At 60.7% G+C, this 17,959-nt stretch carries 18 protein-coding genes; 15 read left to right on the forward strand and 3 right to left on the reverse strand.

Annotation, left to right across the window (positions count from 1 at the left end; translation table 11 throughout):
* Positions 1-309 precede the first annotated feature (309 nt).
* Together ACROHD_RS02880 and miaA are read right to left on the reverse strand one after the other, a co-directional pair.
* On the reverse strand, positions 310-1,116 hold the full coding sequence (locus tag ACROHD_RS02880; RefSeq protein WP_432675821.1) for a helix-turn-helix domain-containing protein: 807 nt from the start codon (positions 1,114-1,116) through the stop codon (positions 310-312).
* 67 nt (positions 1,117-1,183) lie between these two features.
* Positions 1,184-2,056 carry a tRNA (adenosine(37)-N6)-dimethylallyltransferase MiaA gene (gene miaA, locus ACROHD_RS02885; protein WP_432675822.1) on the reverse strand — a complete coding sequence of 291 codons (873 nt, stop codon included), beginning with the start codon at positions 2,054-2,056 and terminating at the stop codon, positions 1,184-1,186.
* 162 nt (positions 2,057-2,218) lie between these two features.
* On the opposite strand from miaA, the gene pyrH reads away from it, so the two are divergent.
* From pyrH to lpxB, 13 genes are all read left to right on the forward strand, one after another.
* Positions 2,219-2,947: a UMP kinase gene (gene pyrH, locus ACROHD_RS02890; RefSeq protein WP_432675823.1), complete on the forward strand. Its 729-nt coding sequence runs from the start codon at positions 2,219-2,221 to the stop codon at positions 2,945-2,947.
* 47 nt (positions 2,948-2,994) lie between these two features.
* On the forward strand, positions 2,995-3,561 hold the full coding sequence (gene frr, locus ACROHD_RS02895) for a ribosome recycling factor (RefSeq protein WP_432675824.1): 567 nt from the start codon (positions 2,995-2,997) through the stop codon (positions 3,559-3,561).
* A gap of 32 nt (positions 3,562-3,593) precedes the next feature.
* Positions 3,594-4,319 (forward strand): undecaprenyl pyrophosphate synthase, encoded by a 726-nt coding sequence (gene uppS, locus ACROHD_RS02900; protein ID WP_432675825.1) that lies wholly within the window; start codon positions 3,594-3,596, stop codon positions 4,317-4,319.
* The gene (locus ACROHD_RS02905) at positions 4,316-5,137 is read left to right on the forward strand and encodes a phosphatidate cytidylyltransferase (protein WP_432675826.1); all 822 of its coding nucleotides are present in this window, start codon (positions 4,316-4,318) and stop codon (positions 5,135-5,137) included. Before uppS ends, ACROHD_RS02905 begins: the two co-directional genes overlap by 4 nt.
* Complete coding sequence (gene dxr, locus ACROHD_RS02910; RefSeq protein ID WP_432675827.1) at positions 5,134-6,318, forward strand: 1-deoxy-D-xylulose-5-phosphate reductoisomerase; 1,185 nt, start codon at positions 5,134-5,136, stop codon at positions 6,316-6,318. The genes ACROHD_RS02905 and dxr overlap by 4 nt, the downstream gene beginning before the upstream one ends.
* Positions 6,315-7,646, forward strand: a complete 1,332-nt coding sequence (gene rseP, locus ACROHD_RS02915; protein WP_432675828.1) for an RIP metalloprotease RseP — start codon at positions 6,315-6,317, stop codon at positions 7,644-7,646. Before dxr ends, rseP begins: the two co-directional genes overlap by 4 nt.
* A 153-nt stretch (positions 7,647-7,799) precedes the next feature.
* The gene (locus ACROHD_RS02920; RefSeq protein WP_432675829.1) at positions 7,800-7,925 is read left to right on the forward strand and encodes a hypothetical protein; all 126 of its coding nucleotides are present in this window, start codon (positions 7,800-7,802) and stop codon (positions 7,923-7,925) included.
* A gap of 272 nt (positions 7,926-8,197) precedes the next feature.
* Positions 8,198-10,450, forward strand: a complete 2,253-nt coding sequence (gene bamA / locus ACROHD_RS02925; protein ID WP_432675830.1) for an outer membrane protein assembly factor BamA — start codon at positions 8,198-8,200, stop codon at positions 10,448-10,450.
* A 9-nt stretch (positions 10,451-10,459) separates the two neighbouring features.
* Positions 10,460-11,035: an OmpH/Skp family outer membrane protein gene (locus ACROHD_RS02930; protein WP_432675831.1), complete on the forward strand. Its 576-nt coding sequence runs from the start codon at positions 10,460-10,462 to the stop codon at positions 11,033-11,035.
* Positions 11,036-11,103: 68 nt separating this feature from the next.
* Entirely contained in the window at positions 11,104-11,568 is a 465-nt protein-coding gene (gene fabZ / locus ACROHD_RS02935) for a 3-hydroxyacyl-ACP dehydratase FabZ (protein WP_432675832.1), read from the forward strand.
* 11 nt (positions 11,569-11,579) lie between these two features.
* Complete coding sequence (gene lpxA, locus ACROHD_RS02940) at positions 11,580-12,380, forward strand: acyl-ACP--UDP-N-acetylglucosamine O-acyltransferase (protein WP_432675833.1); 801 nt, start codon at positions 11,580-11,582, stop codon at positions 12,378-12,380.
* A gap of 5 nt (positions 12,381-12,385) precedes the next feature.
* Positions 12,386-13,168, forward strand: a complete 783-nt coding sequence (locus tag ACROHD_RS02945; RefSeq protein WP_432675834.1) for an LpxI family protein — start codon at positions 12,386-12,388, stop codon at positions 13,166-13,168.
* Entirely contained in the window at positions 13,165-14,334 is a 1,170-nt protein-coding gene (gene lpxB, locus ACROHD_RS02950; protein ID WP_432676015.1) for a lipid-A-disaccharide synthase, read from the forward strand. Before ACROHD_RS02945 ends, lpxB begins: the two co-directional genes overlap by 4 nt.
* On the opposite strand, the gene ACROHD_RS02955 is transcribed toward lpxB, so the two are convergent.
* Positions 14,331-14,801, reverse strand: a complete 471-nt coding sequence (locus ACROHD_RS02955; protein ID WP_432675835.1) for a YbaK/EbsC family protein — start codon at positions 14,799-14,801, stop codon at positions 14,331-14,333. The genes lpxB and ACROHD_RS02955 overlap by 4 nt on opposite strands.
* Before the next feature lie 94 nt (positions 14,802-14,895).
* Between ACROHD_RS02955 and ACROHD_RS02960 the strand changes: the two genes are divergently transcribed.
* Both ACROHD_RS02960 and ACROHD_RS02965 read left to right on the forward strand, forming a co-directional pair.
* Positions 14,896-17,694: a [protein-PII] uridylyltransferase family protein gene (locus tag ACROHD_RS02960; RefSeq protein ID WP_432675837.1), complete on the forward strand. Its 2,799-nt coding sequence runs from the start codon at positions 14,896-14,898 to the stop codon at positions 17,692-17,694.
* Positions 17,691-17,957: a hypothetical protein gene (locus ACROHD_RS02965; RefSeq protein WP_432675839.1), complete on the forward strand. Its 267-nt coding sequence runs from the start codon at positions 17,691-17,693 to the stop codon at positions 17,955-17,957. The genes ACROHD_RS02960 and ACROHD_RS02965 overlap by 4 nt, the downstream gene beginning before the upstream one ends.
* The last annotated feature ends 2 nt before the right edge of the window (positions 17,958-17,959 follow it).

Consider the following 17,959-nt stretch of genomic DNA (forward strand, 5'->3'; position numbering starts at 1 on the left):
TCATTTGGCCTTTTTTGTATTCCTCCGCATACATTTCCGCTGCCGGATGCGTTTTGAGGAAAGAGGTGGATTGTTGCGTCATTGTCGTCTCCCTGTGACACACTCTCTTGTTTTTTGCCCGCCTTCAGGTCAGAGAGCAGCTGAGCCCAAAGATCGGTTACGAAGAGCATTAGCGCACCTTTACAGCCCATGCGTCAATGGTGCCGTCATGTCTTTTTTTGTCATTTTGCGACATGCGGATCGATTAAATGCGACACGCTTGGCTTTCTGTGTCCTGTGCAGCTGCGGCATTGGCCGCGGGTCACGGGATCAGCCTGAGATCAGAATCTGCTGCGCAGGTGGCAGCTTTCGAAAGTCCGACGGGGTTCGCCCGGTCAGTTTAGAAAAGGCGCGTGTGAAATACGCGGCCGATGAGAACCCAAGTTCCGAGGCGATATCGCGGGCGGCCATGTCCGAGTCTACCAGCATTAGGCAGGCTTCATGGACGATGCGTTCCTGCAAGATGGCCAGTGCCGGGCGCCCCGATGCATCCCTGCAAATGCGGGACAAATGCGTTGGCGTGACGCCAAGCTGTTCGGCATAGTCCGCCACGCCCTTGCCGGTGCGAAAACCTCGTTCGACAAGGGTTGCGTATTTTTCGGCAAGGATATGGGTGCGATCGCGCAGGATGGTCCCGTCGTGAATGGCCAGCTGCCGAGCGACCCAGACCGAGACCAGAAGGCCATAGGCGCGCAAGGCCTCGTCCCAGGAAACGGCACGGGCGGCCAGTTCCTGTTCGATCTTGTCGAGATAGCCGGAAAACTGCGATTGCGCCTCGACGCTGGTCACTCGAACGTGAAAGGGCACCGTTGGCAGGTTGAGCGTCGGGTCAAGCGGCAGTTCCAAAAGCTCACCCTGAACCTGCGTTGACAGTTCCAGCGACATCATCGTGGCAGCCGGGATGAACACCACGGTATTGGGGCCATAGCCCCGCGTCACCGCGCCGATGGAAAACCGCCCCTGACCACGCGTGAACCAGAACAGCTGCGGTCGTGGATGAGAATGCAGCGTCGCATGCCGCCAAGGGGCAGCGCTGCGCAACTTGGCCAGCGATGTGACACGGTAGACCTGAGACATGGAGCGGAGCCTAGGCGCAGATTCCTGTTAAGGAAAGTGATCTGTTGGCAAAAACTTTCGGGGCGTCTCAGGGCAGGGATATCGCCTGCCAGTCCCGCATCCGGGCCCGAAACCAGGTGCGCTGGCGTTTGGCGTATTGTCGGCTGCCGATGATGGCAGCCTCGCGGGCGTCGTCCAAAGACATCTCGCCACGAATGACCGCGATCAGCTCTGGCCCGCCAATGGCCTTCGCGGCACCGGCGGCGCGATGCCAGTCAGGTTCCAGCGCACGCGCCTCTTCCAGTGCCCCACCTGCAAGCATCAGGTCAAACCGCCGTTCGATTCGCTCCGCCAGCCAGTCGCGGTCAGCGTCCAGCAGCAAGGGCTGCGCACTCGCAAGGGGCAGAGCGGGGGCGGGTGTCTCTGCTTGCCAATCAGACAGCGGCCGTCCGGTGGCGCGGAGCACTTCCCACGCGCGCTGAATTCGCATGGGATTTTGCCGGTCGATGCGGGCAGCGATCACGGGGTCATGGCGATCAAGCGTCGCCAGCATCTCAGCGGGCTCCAGCGCATCGGCCTCCGCCCGGATGTCCGTTGGGGTTGGCGGAATTTCGGCCAGGCCTTCCGTCAGGGCCGAGAAGTTCAGCCCGGTGCCGCCGACAATGATCGGGCGAAGCCCGTCTGCCAGCAACGGCAGCACGTCTCGCAACCAGTGGCCGGTGGAATACTCGGCGTCAAAGGGCACATGGCCAAAAAGCGCATGGGGCGCGGCGGCTTCCTCCTCGGGCATAGGGCGCGCGGTTAGAACGCGCCAGCCGTCATAGACCTGCAACGCATCGGCATTGACGATCCGTCCGCCTTGCCGATCAGCGATTTCCAGCGCCAGGGCGGATTTGCCAGACGCGGTCGGGCCGGCGATCAGAATCGGCTGCTCGGCAGAAAATGTATTTATATTTATCAATGCTGTACGGGCCGTCCCTATCTTCTGTCTCCGGTTCCGAAACACATCCGATTGACCGTTGAACCTGCACGCTATTTAGGCCATGTTGCGCCCGGTCGCAAAGCGGCCCAAACTTGTGGCACATCCAGCGCCAGTCCTATCATCGCCAATCAAGGATTCCCCATGCCCTCCGACACCGCATCCGCACCCGCCTATTCCCGCGTCATGCTGAAAATCTCGGGAGAGGCGTTGATGGGCGATCAGGGCTATGGGCTGCATCCCCCGACCGTCGAGCGTATCGCCAAGGAAGTGCAGTCGGTGCATTCCATGGGCGTGGAAATCTGCATGGTCATCGGTGGCGGCAACATTTTCCGCGGCCTCCAGGGCAGCGCCCAGGGGATGGAACGGGCGACGGCAGACTACATGGGGATGCTGGCCACGGTCATGAACGCGCTGGCGATGCAGGGCGCTCTGGAAAAACTGGGCATCCACACCCGCGTCATCAGCGCCATTCCGATGGATCAGGTCTGCGAGCCATACATCCGCCGCCGCGCTGTGCGCCACCTGGAAAAAAAGCGCGTGGTGATCTTTGCCGCCGGTACCGGCAACCCCTATTTCACCACCGACACCGCTGCAACGCTGCGCGCCAATGAAATGAACTGTCAGGCGATCTTCAAGGGCACCAAAGTTGACGGGGTCTATGACAAGGATCCGGTCAAATACGAAGACGCAGAACGCTATGACACGATTTCCTATGACGACGTGCTGGCGCAGCATCTGGGCGTCATGGATGCCTCGGCCATTGCGCTCGCGCGAGAGAATGACATGCCGATCATTGTCTTCAGCCTGGACGAGCCCGGCGGCTTCAAAGGTATCCTTGCCGGGGAAGGCACCTATACAAAGGTGCTGTGAACGGGGTAGAACCCAATCAACGATCAAGACCTGACGGAGTAACGGGCATGTCCGAGGACGATATCGAGATTGATCTGGACGATCTGAGCCGCCGGATGGATGGCGCTTTGGCGTCCCTCAGAACGGAATTTGCATCATTGCGCACGGGTCGGGCATCCGCCGCGATGCTGGAGCCGGTGCAGGTTGAGGCCTATGGCCAGATGACACCGATCAACCAGGTGGGCACGGTAAACGTGCCTGAGCCGCGCATGGTCACCATCAATGTCTGGGACAAGTCGATGGTGAACAAGGTGGAGAAGGCCATTCGCGAAAGCGGCCTTGGCATCAATCCGCAGATGAACGGCACCATCATCATGCTGCCGATCCCGGAATTGAACGAGGAGCGCCGCCGCGAACTGACCAAGGTGGCCGGAAACTATGCCGAACACGCCCGCGTTGCGATCCGCAATGTACGACGTGATGGTATGGATCAGGTCAAGAAGGCCAAGGCAAACGGCATGTCTGAGGATGACCAGAAGCTATGGGAAAGCGAGGTCCAGGACCTCACCGATGCCCATATTGCCAAGGTCGACGCCTTCCTGGCTACCAAACAGGAAGAGATCATGCAGGTCTGAGGACCTGTGTGATCGCCCAGTGGGGAAGGCCGATGGCCCCTAAGGACCAAGAAAGCAGCACCCCACGCCATGTGGCGATCATCATGGATGGCAATGGCCGGTGGGCCAAACAGCGCGGTCGTCCGCGTCTGGTGGGCCACCACGCCGGGGCGCGCCGTGTTCAGGAAATCGTCGAGGCCTGCACCCCCTTGGGCGTCAAGTACCTGACGATCTTTGCCTTTTCGACCGAGAACTGGAAACGTACCCAAACCGAAGTTGCCGGGCTGATGCGCCTTTTCAAGCGCTTCATCACCAACAAAGCGCAGGAATTGCACGCCAAGAACGTCCGGGTTCGCTTCATCGGAGACCGGGTCCGGCTGGAGCCGCGGCTCCAGGACATGATGGACAATCTGGAACTTCTGACTGCCGATAATACCGGCGTCAATCTGACCATCGCTCTGAATTATGGCGGTCGGGACGAGGTGGCACGCGCCACCAAACGACTGGCGCAGGATGTGGCGGCGGGCAAGCTGAAGCCGGAAGATGTCGATGGCGAGACACTGCCACGTTACCTGGACACCTGCTACCTGCCAGACCCGGATCTGGTGATCCGCACCTCTGGCGAGGCACGTATTTCCAACTTCCTGCTCTGGCAGTCAGCCTATGCGGAATACGAGTTCATTGACACGCTCTGGCCCGATTTTTCGGATGAAGAATTTGCCAAGGTTTTGGCCCGCTACGGTCAGCGCGACCGCCGCTTTGGTGCGGTGAAGGCATGAGCGGCGCGGGAAAATGGGGCGATCTGGGGCCGCGCGTGGCCTCTGGTGTTGCATTGGCAGCTGTAGGGTTCGGATTGATTTATGTGGGTGGCTATCCGCTTCTCATTGGATTGGTCGTGCTTGGCGGTTTCGGCATCTGGGAATTGCATCGCCTGCTTGGGGGGCAAGCTCCCGTTCGTGCCGGGGGGCTTGCTGCAACGGCAATCTTCGCGACCTGTTTTGCCCAGATATTCACCTTTGCTACCGGCGAGGGTTTTCTCGATTCCATTTATCTCACGCCTTGGATTGTTCCGTTCCTTGGGCTGGCCCTTTGGGGCGGTGTGCAGAATGTCGAGGCGCAAAACCGTTGGATCTTCGTGCTCTACGGTATGTTCTTCCTCTTTGCTGTCGCCGGCATGTTCTATTTGCGGATCATGTATGGACTGATCTTCGTTGCGTTCCTTGTGGGCGTCGTGGTCGCAACCGATATCGCAGGCTATTTCGCGGGGCGTATCATCGGCGGGCCAAAATTCTGGCCACAGGTCAGCCCCAAGAAAACATGGTCCGGCACCATTGCAGGCTGGATCGCCTCTGCTGCCGTGGCCTGGGGGCTGCTCGGATTTGAACCTGTCATGGTCCTGCTGATCGCGCCGCTATTGTCGCTGGCCTCGCAGATGGGCGATGTGGTGGAAAGCGCAATCAAGAGGCATGTGGGCGTCAAGGACGCCTCCAACCTCATTCCTGGCCACGGCGGCGTGCTGGACCGGTTTGACGGAATGACCGGCGCAGGTGCCGTTGCGACGCTGGCCATGGCCACGGTCGGGGGCCTGTTGATGTGAGCCGTTCGGTCAGCATCTTCGGGGCCACCGGGTCAATCGGGCAAAGCACGCTCGACCTTATCCGGCGCGATCGGGGGGGCTATCGCATTGTGGCACTGACTGGTGGGCGCAATGTGGCGCAGCTTGCCGCAGACGCCCGCGAATTCAATGCCGAGATTGCCGTCACCTGTTTTGACGATTGCCTTCCTGCGCTGCGAGAGGCGCTGTCTGGCACCACGATTGCTGTGGCAGCAGGGGAAAAGGCGTTGATTGAAGCGGCTGACCGGCCCGCCGACTGGACCATGTCCGCGATTGTCGGCGCTGCGGGGCTTGCACCTGGGTTTCACGCGCTGCGACACGGGCGGACTTTGGCACTGGCCAACAAGGAAAGCCTTGTGACCGCCGGACCGCTGTTAATGGCAGAAGCCCGCGCCCATGGCGCCCGCATTCTACCCGTGGACAGCGAGCATTCCGCCGTGTTCCAGGCATTGGTGGGCGAGGATATGGCCGCAGTCGAGCGGATCATCATCACGGCCTCGGGCGGCGCGCTGCGCGATTGGCCGCTTGAACGGCTTGCACAAGCGACCGTTGCCGACGCCTGCAAGCATCCCAACTGGGACATGGGCAAGCGGATCACCATCGACTCGGCCTCGATGTTCAACAAGGCGCTAGAGCTGATCGAGACCCGCGAGTTTTTTGGGATCAGCCCGGAAAAGATCGACACCGTCATTCACCCTCAGAGCATTGTTCATGCGCTTGTGGGGTTCAATGACGGGGCGCTGATGGCGCATCTGGGCGCGCCCGATATGCGCCATGCCATCGGCTATGCGCTGCACTGGCCTGAACGGCGGAACTTGCCAGTGGATCGAATCGACCTTGCCAAGCTTGCGACGCTAGATTTCCGCCCGGCGGACGAAACGCGGTTTCCCGCGTTGCGCTTGGCGCGGCAGGTCATGGAAACCGGCGGCGGGGCAGGGACGGTGTTCAATGCCGCGAAAGAGGTGGCGCTCGATCATTTCATCGCCGGAAACATCCGGTTTACCGACATGGCGGGACTGGTAGAGGCGACACTTGACGCGATGTCGCGCGAAATTCGTCTTACCGATGCCATGGACAGCCTTGAGACAGTGCTGCAAACCGACCATCTGACACGGATCCGGGCAGAAGACCTGGCCAAACCCAGACAGGAGCAGACCGCGTGACCGATCTTATCCCCACCTTTGGTGGCTTTGCCTTTACCATTTTGGCCTTTGTTGCGGCGTTGTCGATCATCGTCGCGATCCATGAATACGGCCATTACATCGTGGGGCGCTGGTCGGGAATCCACGCGGAAGTGTTCTCGCTCGGCTTCGGTCCGGTGCTTTTTTCCCGAGTGGATCGACGCGGAACCAAGTGGCAGATCGCGGCGTTGCCATTCGGCGGCTACGTGAAGTTCCTTGGCGACGCGGATGCGGCATCGGGCAAGGATGCGGCCGCCTTGGATGCGCTTGACGCCAACGAGCGGCGCCGGTCGATGCATGGCGCGCCGCTATGGGCGCGGGCTGCCACCGTCGCGGCCGGGCCTGTTTTCAACTTCATCCTGTCGATCATAGTGTTTGCGGGCGTGATGATGTTTTCCGGTCAGGCGTCCGACGAACCGGTCGTGGGTGACTTGCGCCCGATGCCCGCCGAGATGCAGCTGTTGCAACAGGGCGACCGAATTACCGCGATCGAGGGCCAGCCCGTCGAAAGCCTTGCCGATGTGTTCGAGCTTGGCCGCACGCTCGCCCCGGCTGCCAGCCTGAATTATGACATCCAGCGCGATGGTTCTGCCATGACGGTTCAGGCCAATTTTCCTTTGATCCCCGTGGTTGAGAGCATCACACCGCGGTCTGCCGCGATGGATGCGGGCCTTGAACGCGGCGATGTCATCCGCACAATCAATGGCGATCCGGTTTATGCGTTCGAGCAATTGCGGACGGCGGTTGAGGCTTCACAGGGCGCGGATCTTGCATTGGAGGTCTGGCGCTCTGGCGAATTGATCGACATCACTCTTGCCCCGCGCCGTATGGATCTTCCATCGCCCGAGGGCGGGTTCGAAACCCGCTGGCTGATCGGTGTCACTGGCGGGCTGTTTTTTGGTCCGGAGATCACCCATGTCGGGTTCGGATCAGCGATCACCGCTGGCGCAGCAACGGTTGTGAATGTGATCCAAACATCGCTGTCAGGGCTTTGGCACATGATCACCGGAGCGATTTCCAGCTGTAACCTGCAAGGCCCGATTGGCATCGCTGAAACCTCGGGGGCGGCAGCCAGCCAAGGGCTGGACAGTTTCTTCTGGTTCGTGGCGGTTCTGTCTACAGCCGTTGGATTGCTGAATCTCTTCCCGATTCCGGTTCTGGATGGTGGTCATCTTCTGTTCCATGCGTTCGAGGCCGTGGCAGGGCGCCCGCCCTCGGACAAAGCGCTGCGGATCTTTATGACCGTTGGCTTGACGCTGATCCTGTCGCTGATGCTGTTTGCCCTGACAAATGACCTGTTCTGCCCGTAACCCGGCAGGACAGGTTGGGCATGTTGGGCAAATCTCCTAAAAAGCGAAACAATTCGCAAAAGCGTCAAGGCCATGCCCAACTCCCGCCCCAATTGACCGCGAGTCTTGGTGCTGCAAGGGCAATCCGCCCGTAGACAGACCGAGGCAAGACCCATGAGAGTGATCAACAACAGCTACCGCAGCTTCAGCTTCTTCGTAGAGGTGAATATCGACCGGTTCCTGGTGCCAGTGACGATTGTCGGCGCCTTGACCGTGGCCGCCTGGCTGGTCACACTCTGAATTCCAAGATTGTCGGCCCCTGCCAGGGCCACGATACGATGCAAACCGGCGCCGGTCAGGCCGCCGGTTTGGCGATTCAACACCCGAATAATGTATATCTTGTGCCACGGTCAGGAATTACTCCTACACCGTGGGTTAACGCGTTTTGACAAGCCCCACCTCGCACGATAGAGCTTTCTATAGCTTAGATACTTGGCGGGGCGGATTCGATGGATGTGATAACGGGTTTTTCCGGTAGTTTCAGGCGTTTTGCCGCCGTTCTTGCCGTATTTATGGCAGGGCTGATTCTGGTGCCGGGCGATGCTCAGGCGCAGACCTACCGCTTCACCTCGTTTTCCGTCGAAGGGAATGACCGTGTCGATCCTGCCACGATCCTCGCGTTTCTTGACCTTCCCGCCGGTCAGACGATTTCTGCCGCGCAGTTGAACGACGCGTATCAGCGTCTTCAGAATTCCGGCCTGTTCGAAAGCGCCGAACTTGATCCACGTGGGTCGCTTCTCGTTGCCATCGTGCAGGAATACCCAACGATCAACCGCATCAATATCGAGGGAAACCGCCGTCTCGAAGATGATATGCTGATGACGGTTGTCTCCTCGCAGCCACGTCGTGTGTATTCCCCGTCTCAGGCCGAGCAGGATGCCGCGTCGATCACTGAGGCATATCGTCTTCAGGGCCGTCTGACCGCAACCGTAACCCCGGTGATCATCCGTCGCGAAGAAAACCGCGTTGATCTTGTGTTTGAAGTGACCGAAGGCCGGGTCGTCGAAACCGAACGCATTGCCTTTGTTGGCAACCGCGATTTCAGCGATCGCCGCTTGCGCCGTGTTCTGGAAAGCACTCAGGCAGGGATCTTCCGGCAACTGATTGGATCCGACACCTTCGTTGCGGATCGTGTCGCCTTTGACCAGCAGTTGCTGACCGACTTCTACCGTGACCGGGGCTATATCGACTTTTCGGTGCAAAGCGTGACGTCGGAACTGGCGCGCGAACGCAACGCGTATTTCATCACGTTCAATATCCGTGAAGGGCAGAGCTTCTCCTTCGGTGAAATCACCACCATCAGCGAGATTGCCGATGTGGATGCAGGTCCGTTTCAGGATGCGATACGTGTGCGCCCCGGCGTTACCTATTCGCCGCGGCTGGTGGACAGCACGATCACCCGGATGGAAAACCTGGCCTCCAGCATGGGGCTTCGGTTTGTCCGCGTTGAGCCCCGCGTGACGCGTAACGATGCCGACCTGACGCTTGATATCGAGTTCGTCATCACCCGCGGAGATCGCGTCTTTGTCGAACGCATCGACATCGAAGGTAACGCCACAACCCTTGATCGGGTAATCCGCCGTCAGTTCCGCAGTGCCGAAGGCGATCCGCTGGACCCGCGCGAAATACGGCAAAGCGCCGAGCGTATTCGCGCCCTCGGATTTTTCTCCGACGCGCAGGTCCAGAGCCGCCCTGGGTCCACACCGGATCAGGTTATTCTGGATGTCGATGTTTTTGAGCAACCCACAGGCTCACTTGGCTTCGGCGTGAACTTTGCAACCGACACTGGTGTCGGCCTTGCCGTGAACTTCTCAGAACGCAACTTTTTGGGGCGGGGGCAATCTCTGAACTTTGGCTTCGACACGTCAGAAGGGTCGCGCAGCTTTAACTTCTCGTTCGCGGAACCGGCCTTCTTGGGGCGTGATCTTCGGCTTGGCCTTGCTGCGTATTACACCACCACGACGCAACAAAATGCGACGTTCAGCACGCGGAGTGTCGGGTTTAGTCCCTCGATCGCCTTTCCTCTGACCGAAAACAGCCGCTTGGCTTTGAACTATCGCATCTCCGAGGACAGCATCTTCGACGTGCCGACCACGTCGTCCGATATTCTTGAGCGTGAAGCTGGAACCCAGCTGACCTCTTCTGTTGGCTACACGTATACATACAGCACCCGCGGTACGGGGCTTAATCCTAATGCAGGGATCAGCTTTAGCTTTGGTCAGGACTTTGCCGGCCTTGGTGGTGACTCCGACTACATCAGGACCACTGCGGCTTTCGTAGCTGAAACTACAATCATGCGAGAAGAGGTGTCTTTGCGGGCGACCTTGGAAGGCGGCGCATTGAACATGTTGTCTGGCAATAGCCGTCGTACCGACCGCTTTGGCTTGAACAGCCGCCAGCTGCGCGGTTTCGATGGAAACGGTGTTGGTCCGCGCGATGTTAATGCAGCAACAACCGATGCGTTGGGTGGTAATTACTATTTCGCGGCCCGGTTCGAAACGGCATTCCCCATTGGTCTGCCCGAGGAATATGGGATCACCGGCGGCCTGTTTTATGACATCGGGTCCGTTTGGGGGCTGGATGATGTAGTCGGCGAAGGCGGTATGCTTGTTGATGACGATATGCATATTCGTCAGTCGGTTGGTGTCTCGATCTTCTGGGATACTCAGATTGGTCCGTTGCGCTTTAACTTCAGCCATGTGCTGCAAAGCCAGTCTTATGACCAGACCCGCAGCTTTGACTTCTCCGTCGAAGCCCGGTTCTGACAACGGGCAATGCGCCTCATCTTGATATCTCTCGCGATGCTGGCCCTTTCCGGGCCAGTTTTCGCTCAACCTCTGTCGATCGGGCGTGTCGATGGGCCGCCGATTGTAATTCTCAACCAGGAACGATTGTTTTCGGAATCCCTGTTCGGTCAGCGTGTTCAGACAGAGCTTGAGCAGGCGTCCAGCGACCTGTCGCGTCAGAATCGCGAACTGGAGGCGGCGCTTCTGGAAGAGGAGCTATCCCTCACAGAACAGCGCGCAACGATGAGTGCTGAGGAATTCCGCCCTATAGCGGAAGAATTCGATACCCGCGTCGAAGAAATCCGCGCCGTTCAATCGGAACGGCTGCGAATGCTCAGCTTACAGGCGGATGGGGCTGAGCAACTGTTCATCGAACTGACAACACCCATATTGCGGGCGCTGTTGGCCGAGATCGGGGCGTCTGCCGTGCTCGATTCCCGAGTTGTGATTTATGTGGCCGAAGGGGGCGACGTTACGGACATGGCGCTGCAGCGGGTCAATGCTCAACTGGGCGATGGCGGAGAAGAGCCGATCCTGGACCGGCTAATCCCGAACGCGCCCTAACCGCTGCTTGTCGGCTCCGGCCCGAATTGCTACCACCAAGACAGGTAAACAAGAAGGAACGCAGCCCTATGACGGCCGACAAACCCACAACCGCCGATATCGACCTGATCCAGCGGATCATCCCGCATCGCTATCCGTTCCTTCTGGTGGACAAAGTGCGCGATATCGTTCCGTTCCAAAGTGCTGTTGGCATAAAGAACGTAACAATGAACGAGCCGCATTTTCAGGGTCATTTCCCCGGTGTGCCAATCATGCCTGGTGTCACAATCATCGAAGCGATGGCGCAGGCCGCCGCGATCATGGTCGGCGTTTCGGCCGATTTGGCGGACAAGAACATGCTGGTTTATTTCATGGGCATCGACGGTGTGAAGTTCCGCCGCAAGGTGGTTCCTGGCGATGTGCTTGAACTGAATGTGTCGGTCATCCGTGGCAAGCCTGGCGGCAAGGTCTGGAAATTCGCGGGACGCGCCGAGGTGGAGGGTGAGCTGGCTTGCGAGGCAGAATTCACTGCAATGATGGATCTGCCCGCCTAGGAGTGCGCCCAATGGCTATTGATGCCAGTGCCGATATCCATAGCTCGGCCGTGATCGAACAGGGTGCCGTCATCGGCCCCGATTGCCGGATCGGCCCGTTCTGCGTGGTCGGGCCTGACGTCGTGCTTGGGCGCGGCGTTGTGCTGAAATCACATGTCGTTGTTACCGGCAATACACAGGTCGGCGATGAAACGACCATCTTCTCATTCGCGGTGATCGGAGAGATCCCGCAGGATCTGAAGTTCAAAGGTGAGAATACGCGCCTTGTGATTGGTCAGCGAAACCGCATCCGCGAACATGTGACCGTGAACTGTGGCACCGAAGGCGGTGGCGGCGTCACGCGCATCGGCGACGATGGCCTGTTCATGGCCGGTTGCCATATTGCCCATGACGCGCAGGTCGGTGATCGGGTGATCGTAGTGAACTCTGCTGCTGTTGCGGGTCACTGCGTGATCGAAGATGACGTGATCATCGGCGGGCTGTGCGGAATTCACCAATGGGTGCGCATCGGCAAGGGCGCAATTATCGGCGCCTTGTCCATGGTCACAAATGACGTGATTCCTCATGGCCTGGTTCAGGGGCCACGCGGGGAACTTGATGGTCTTAATCTGGTGGGCCTGAAACGCCGTGGCGTTGATCGGGCCGAGATCACCGCGTTGCGTGCCGCCTTCCAGCAACTGGCGCAAGGGGAAGGCACCTTTATGGATCGTGCCCGTCGTCTGTCCGAGGACAATCCGGATTCTCCCCATGTCACCCAGATCGTCGAGTTCATCATGGGTCAGACCGACCGGTCTTTCCTGACCCCGAGGTAAGTTGAATGGCGCGGGCAATCATCGCAGGCGCAGGCGCGCTACCGGGGCTTTTGTTGCAGGCTGGACCGGCTCATATCGTACGGTTGGCCGGTGTTGAGAACGATCCGCTGGACGCGCCTGACATCCCGGCGCGCTTCGAAAGGTTTGGTGCACTTTTTGCAGATCTGCGGGCGGCAGGCGTCAAAGACCTGGCCTTTGCCGGGGCGCTGAGCCGTCCGGCCTTCGACCCCGCCTTGATGGACCCTGTAACCATGGCGTTGATGCCCCGCGTCGCCGGGGCAATGGCGCAGGGTGATGATGCCTTGTTGCGCGTGATCGCAGAAATTTTCGAGGAGCAAGGGTTCCGCGTAATTGGCGCGCTCGACCTTCGGCCGGATCTGACGGCGGCACAGGGGCCAATAAGTGGCACACCGACAGACGCGCAGGTCCGCGATGCCGCCCGCGCACGGTCTGTGCTCGACGCGCTCGGGCCACTGGATGTTGGGCAAGGGGCCGTCGCCGCCAAGGGGCAGGTGATCGGGATCGAGACCCTTCAGGGCACTGACGCGATGCTGCGCTTTGTCGGCGTGTCGCTGCCCGGATCGGGTGGCGTTCTGGTCAAGCGGCCCAAGCCGGGGCAAGATCTGCGCATGGATACCCCTGTGATTGGCCCCGCGACCGTGATGAAGGCGGCTGAAGCCGGGCTATCGGGAATCGAGATTGCCGCTGGCAGTGTTCTGGTCCTTGACCGTGACGCGGTGGAGACGGCGTGCGAGGCTTCGGGCATTTCGCTTTGGGCCGCAGCATGACGCTAAGCCTGTTCCTTATCGCGGGTGAATCCTCTGGCGACAGGCTGGGGGCCGCGTTGATGGCCGGCGTGAAGGAGCTGCACCCGGACGTGATATTTCATGGGGTCGGCGGGCCGCAGATGCAGGCCGAAGGGCTGGACAGCCTCTTTCCAATGGAGGAACTGGCGGTCATGGGCATTGCGGAGGTGCTGCCGAAACTGCGCCACCTCTTTGCGTTGAAACGGCAGGCGGCAGAGGCTGTCGTGGCGCTGAACCCTGACGCGCTGATCACCATCGACAGCCCGGATTTCTGCCTGCGCGTGGCCAAGCAGGTGCGTGAAACCGCGCCGCATATCCGCACAATGCATTATGTTGCTCCGTCTGTCTGGGCGTGGAGGGCAGGGCGAGCGGCCAAGATGGCGCGGCATGTGGATCATGTGCTTGCACTGTTGCCCTTCGAGCCGCCTTATATGGAAGCCGCAGGCATGACCTGCGATTTCGTCGGTCACCCGGTGGTGAACGAACCCGTAGCGAGCGAGACCGAGGCCGCCGCCTTTCGCGCCCGTTATGACATCGCCCCTGACGCGCCCTTGCTGTTGATGTTGCCCGGATCGCGGCGCAGCGAAGTCGGGCGCCTTGCCCCCGTCTTTGGCGAGGTTCTGGCGCAGCTTTCGGCGCGGGTACCGGGGCTGCAAGCCGTGTTGCCGACGGTGGCGCATGTGGCGCCTGCCTTGCGAGACGCTCTCGCGAACTGGTCTGTCAGGACAATCCTGCTGGACCCGAGCGAAGCCCCGGACAGCTACGCCGCAGACAAACGCGCGGCCTTCCGCGCCGCCGACGTGGCCTTGGCGGCCTCTGGCACTGTCTCGCTGGAACTGGCGGCCAATGCCACCCCGATGGTGGTGGCCTATGACATGAACCGTCTGTCGTTCTTCCTGATGAAGCGGGCGGCGTTGATCGACACGGTGACGTTGGTCAATCTGGTCTCCGAAACCCGCCATGTGCCCGACTTCCTGTCACCGGAATGCCGCCCCGAGCTGATCGTTCCGGCGCTGGAAAAGCTGCTGACTGACGATGCCGCCCGCGCCGCCCAGACCGAAGCGATGGACGTTACCATGGACCGTATTGGGGCAGGGGGCGAGGCACCGGGCTTGCGCGCAGCCCGGTCCGTTCTGGCGCATCTCTAGGCGGTGAAATCGGCGGGAACGGCACCGGTCAGACGCAGTAGATCTTCTGGCGTGATCGGCACGATATGGCGCGGGGTGCCCGCCGCCGCATAGACTTTGTCAAAGACAGAAAGGCGCGGATCGAACCAGGCCCGGATCGGGTTCAGATGCCCCACGGGCGAGACGCCGCCAATGGCGAACCCGGTCTGTGCACGGATCAGGCCCGCATCGGCCTTGCCAAGCGGCTCGCCCGCAAGCGCGCCGGCCTTGGCCGCATCCACCTGATTGCCGCCTGCAGTGATGAACAATAGCGCCGCGCCGCTGTCCTCACCCTTGAAGATCACCGATTTGCAGATCTGGTCGATCTCGCATCCCGCCTGATCCGCCGCTTCCGCAGCCGTCCGCGTGCTGCCATCCATTTCCATCACATCTGCCGCCAGCCCGGCCTCTTCCAAGGCCCTGACCACGCGCTTGAGGCTTTTACTCATGTCCGTCACTCCGTTTCCCGGCCCCTTGTTGCCCGCTCCCCCTGCGACGTGCAAGCAATTGACGAAACCTTGGCCGCCCGCCATCACAGAGGGTATGAGCTTTGCATCCCGCCTGACCCGACATCCCATTCCCTTCGATCCCGATCGCGGTTCAGATGCACTTGCGCATTTGCCGGACCTTTCGCCGGACCTTCGCCCGCTGATCGAGGGCGCTGGCGGGTGCAGCCCCTATCTGCTTAGCCTGATCGGAAAGGAAAGGGACTGGTTGGCCGAGGCGCTGACGCAAGACCCTGACGCCGTTCGTCGCGCTTTGCTGCTCGATACCGGGGCCGTGCAATTAAGTGACCTTGCGCCGGAATTGCGCCGGTTGAAACGCCGGGTGGCGCTTTTTGCGGCGCTGGCCGATCTGGGGGGCGTCTGGCCGCTGGAAAAGGTCACCGGCCTGTTAACCGATTTCGCAGATGCCGCCGTTGATGTGGCGATCCGGGAACTGGTGGCGGCAGAGGCGCGGCGCGGCAAGATTCCCGGCATGTCCGAGGAGGACGCGCAGACCGGGGCTGGCATGGTGGCGCTCGCCATGGGCAAGATGGGCGCCGGAGAGCTGAATTATTCTTCCGATATCGACCTGATCGTGTTGTTCGATGAAACCCGGTTCGATCACGGGGACGAGATGGAAGCGCGCGCGAGTTTCATCAAGGTGACACGCCGCATGGCCGCTGCCCTGTCGGATGTGACGCGCGATGGCTATGTCTTCCGCACCGATCTGCGGCTGCGCCCTGATGCGTCCGTGACGCCTGTCTGCATCTCGATGGCCGCCGCTGAGCGCTACTACGAGGCCGAGGGCCGCAATTGGGAACGTGCGGCTTATATCAAGGCGCGCGCCTGCGCCGGCGACATTACGGCGGGTGAACGGTTTCTGAAAACCCTCACCCCCTTCGTCTGGCGCAAGCATCTGGATTTTGCCGCCATTCAGGACACCCATGAGATGCGCGAGAAAATTCGCCGTCACAAGGGCCTGCACGGGCCGATCACCCTGGAAGGCCACAACATGAAGCTGGGTGCGGGCGGCATCCGAGAGATCGAGTTTTTCGCACAGACCCGGCAGATTGTGTCAGGTGGGCGTGACCCTGACTTGCGCTGTCGCGGGACGGTGCCGGCGCTGGCGGCTTTGGCCGAAAAGGGCTGGATAGACAGCACGACACGCGACCGGCTGACCCGGCATTACCGACTGCACCGGGAAATCGAGCATCGGGTTCAGATGGTCAATGACGCGCAGACGCATCTGCTGCCCAATTCCGACGAAGGCTTTGACCGGTTGGCACGGTTTTGCGGCGTGGCGGATACCCGTGATTTCCGCGCGGAGTTGCACGGCCGTTTGGAAGAGGTCGACCGGCTATGCGAACCGTTCTTCAAACCCGAAAAGGTGGAAACCGATCTGCCGGACCTGTCCACCACCGCAGAAGAGATCGTGGCCAGATGGCCAGGTTATCCGGCACTTCGATCTGCGCGGGGGCAGGCGATATTCGCGCGGCTGAAACCTGATCTGCTGACCCGCTTCGCGGCCACCCCGCGCCCGGAAGAGGCGCTTGGCAACTTTGACGGCTTCCTGAAGGGTCTGCCTGCCGGGGTACAGCTTTTCTCACTCTTCGAGGCCAATCCGCCGCTTGTCGATCTGATCGTGGATATCTGCGGAACGGCTCCGGGTCTGTCGCGATATCTGTCTCGGAACTCGGGCGTTCTGGACGCGGTAATCGGTGGGGATTTCTTTTCAGGCTGGCCAGACCGGGAAGATCTGACCGCCCATCTGGAAACGGCCTTTGAGGGTCTGGACTACGAAGGTGTTCTGAACACGGCGCGGCGATGGTTGAAGGAATGGCATTTCCGCGTAGGCGTGCACCATCTGCGCGGCCTGATCCACGCAGAGGAGGCCGGTGCCCAATATTCGATGCTGGCAGAGGTCATCCTGCAAGCATTGTGGCCGCGTGTCTGTGATGAGGTCGCCCGGAGGCACGGTCCCGCGCCGGGGCGCGGCGGTGCGGTGGTGGCCATGGGCAGCCTTGGGGCCGGTCGGCTGACGGCGGGGTCTGATCTTGATCTGTTGGTGATCTATGATCCCGGCGAGGTTGAATTCACCGAGGGACGCCGCCCGCTTGATCCGCGCGGATGGTTCGCCAAGGCCACCAAGACGCTGATCACTGCACTGACCGCGCCGACGGGTGAAGGAAAGCTTTATGAGGTCGATATGCGTCTGCGCCCCTCCGGGCGCCAAGGGCCGGTCGCGACTGCATTGGAAGGCTTCCGCCACTACCAGATGACCGAAGCCTGGACCTGGGAACATTTGGCCCTGACCCGCGCGCGGCCCGTGGCGGGGGACGCCAGCCTCTGCGCCGACATAGAACAGATTCGGATGGAGGTTCTGACCACGCCTCGTGACCCAATTAAGATCATGGCCGACGCACAGGACATGCGCGATCGGCTTGCCGCGGCTGGCCGCGTGGGCGAGGGGCTGGACGCCAAAGAAGGTCCGGGCCGGATGAAGGACGTGGAACTGCTGGCAGAAACCGCCGCCCTGATCGCCGGGGTCCCTGCGCGTGATGTGGAGGGGCAGTTGGAGGCTGGCGTGTCGATCGGCTGGATCAAGGCCGATGACGCGCGCACCCTTGCCGCGGCCCATCACCTCTATGGCCGCCTGAATCACGCCACACGGCTTCTGACGGATCGGCGGCTGGATCTGGACGAGATCGGATCGGGCGGACGCAGCTTCATTTCGCGCGAGGCCGGTGTCGCAGACAGCGCCGAATTGGCCGCGAAATCAGAGAGCCTGCGCATCGAATGTGAGGCTATCATCAATCAGGCGTTGGCAACTCCGCCACGCAAGGAGGATGAGGCATGAAAGACGCAAGCGATCCCAAGAACCTGATCCGAGAGGCGTACCGGATCGAGGGAATCACTGATGGCGAATGTCGCTCGATTTTCATGGATTGGGCCCTTAGCCAACCCGACCCCGATCCCCTGCCTCATATCCAGGTCTTGCTGGACCGTTACGGAATTGATGCTCCGGATCATCCGATGACTGTTGTTCTGAAACAGGGGCTGAACCGTCCGCCCGCTGCGAAACGCCGAGGTGGCCGAGCGGCGCGGGTCATCGAAGGCTGACA

This window comes from Nioella aestuarii (assembly GCF_050896395.1).
Lineage (GTDB): Bacteria > Pseudomonadota > Alphaproteobacteria > Rhodobacterales > Rhodobacteraceae > Nioella > Nioella aestuarii.

Excerpts from the sequence above, each read along its gene's own strand:
- ACROHD_RS02880 (WP_432675821.1), bottom strand. The coding sequence starts at position 1,116 with ATGTCTCAGGTCTACCGTGTCACATCGCTGGCCAAGTTGCGCAGCGCT.
- pyrH (WP_432675823.1), top strand. The coding sequence starts at position 2,219 with ATGCCCTCCGACACCGCATCCGCACCCGCCTATTCCCGCGTCATGCTG.
- frr (WP_432675824.1), top strand. The coding sequence starts at position 2,995 with ATGTCCGAGGACGATATCGAGATTGATCTGGACGATCTGAGCCGCCGG.
- uppS (WP_432675825.1), top strand. The coding sequence starts at position 3,594 with ATGGCCCCTAAGGACCAAGAAAGCAGCACCCCACGCCATGTGGCGATC.
- ACROHD_RS02905 (WP_432675826.1), top strand. The coding sequence starts at position 4,316 with ATGAGCGGCGCGGGAAAATGGGGCGATCTGGGGCCGCGCGTGGCCTCT.
- ACROHD_RS02920 (WP_432675829.1), top strand. The coding sequence starts at position 7,800 with ATGAGAGTGATCAACAACAGCTACCGCAGCTTCAGCTTCTTCGTAGAG.
- bamA (WP_432675830.1), top strand. The coding sequence starts at position 8,198 with ATGGCAGGGCTGATTCTGGTGCCGGGCGATGCTCAGGCGCAGACCTAC.
- ACROHD_RS02930 (WP_432675831.1), top strand. The coding sequence starts at position 10,460 with ATGCGCCTCATCTTGATATCTCTCGCGATGCTGGCCCTTTCCGGGCCA.
- fabZ (WP_432675832.1), top strand. The coding sequence starts at position 11,104 with ATGACGGCCGACAAACCCACAACCGCCGATATCGACCTGATCCAGCGG.
- lpxA (WP_432675833.1), top strand. The coding sequence starts at position 11,580 with ATGGCTATTGATGCCAGTGCCGATATCCATAGCTCGGCCGTGATCGAA.
- ACROHD_RS02945 (WP_432675834.1), top strand. The coding sequence starts at position 12,386 with ATGGCGCGGGCAATCATCGCAGGCGCAGGCGCGCTACCGGGGCTTTTG.
- lpxB (WP_432676015.1), top strand. The coding sequence starts at position 13,165 with ATGACGCTAAGCCTGTTCCTTATCGCGGGTGAATCCTCTGGCGACAGG.
- ACROHD_RS02955 (WP_432675835.1), bottom strand. The coding sequence starts at position 14,801 with ATGAGTAAAAGCCTCAAGCGCGTGGTCAGGGCCTTGGAAGAGGCCGGG.
- ACROHD_RS02960 (WP_432675837.1), top strand. The coding sequence starts at position 14,896 with ATGAGCTTTGCATCCCGCCTGACCCGACATCCCATTCCCTTCGATCCC.
- ACROHD_RS02965 (WP_432675839.1), top strand. The coding sequence starts at position 17,691 with ATGAAAGACGCAAGCGATCCCAAGAACCTGATCCGAGAGGCGTACCGG.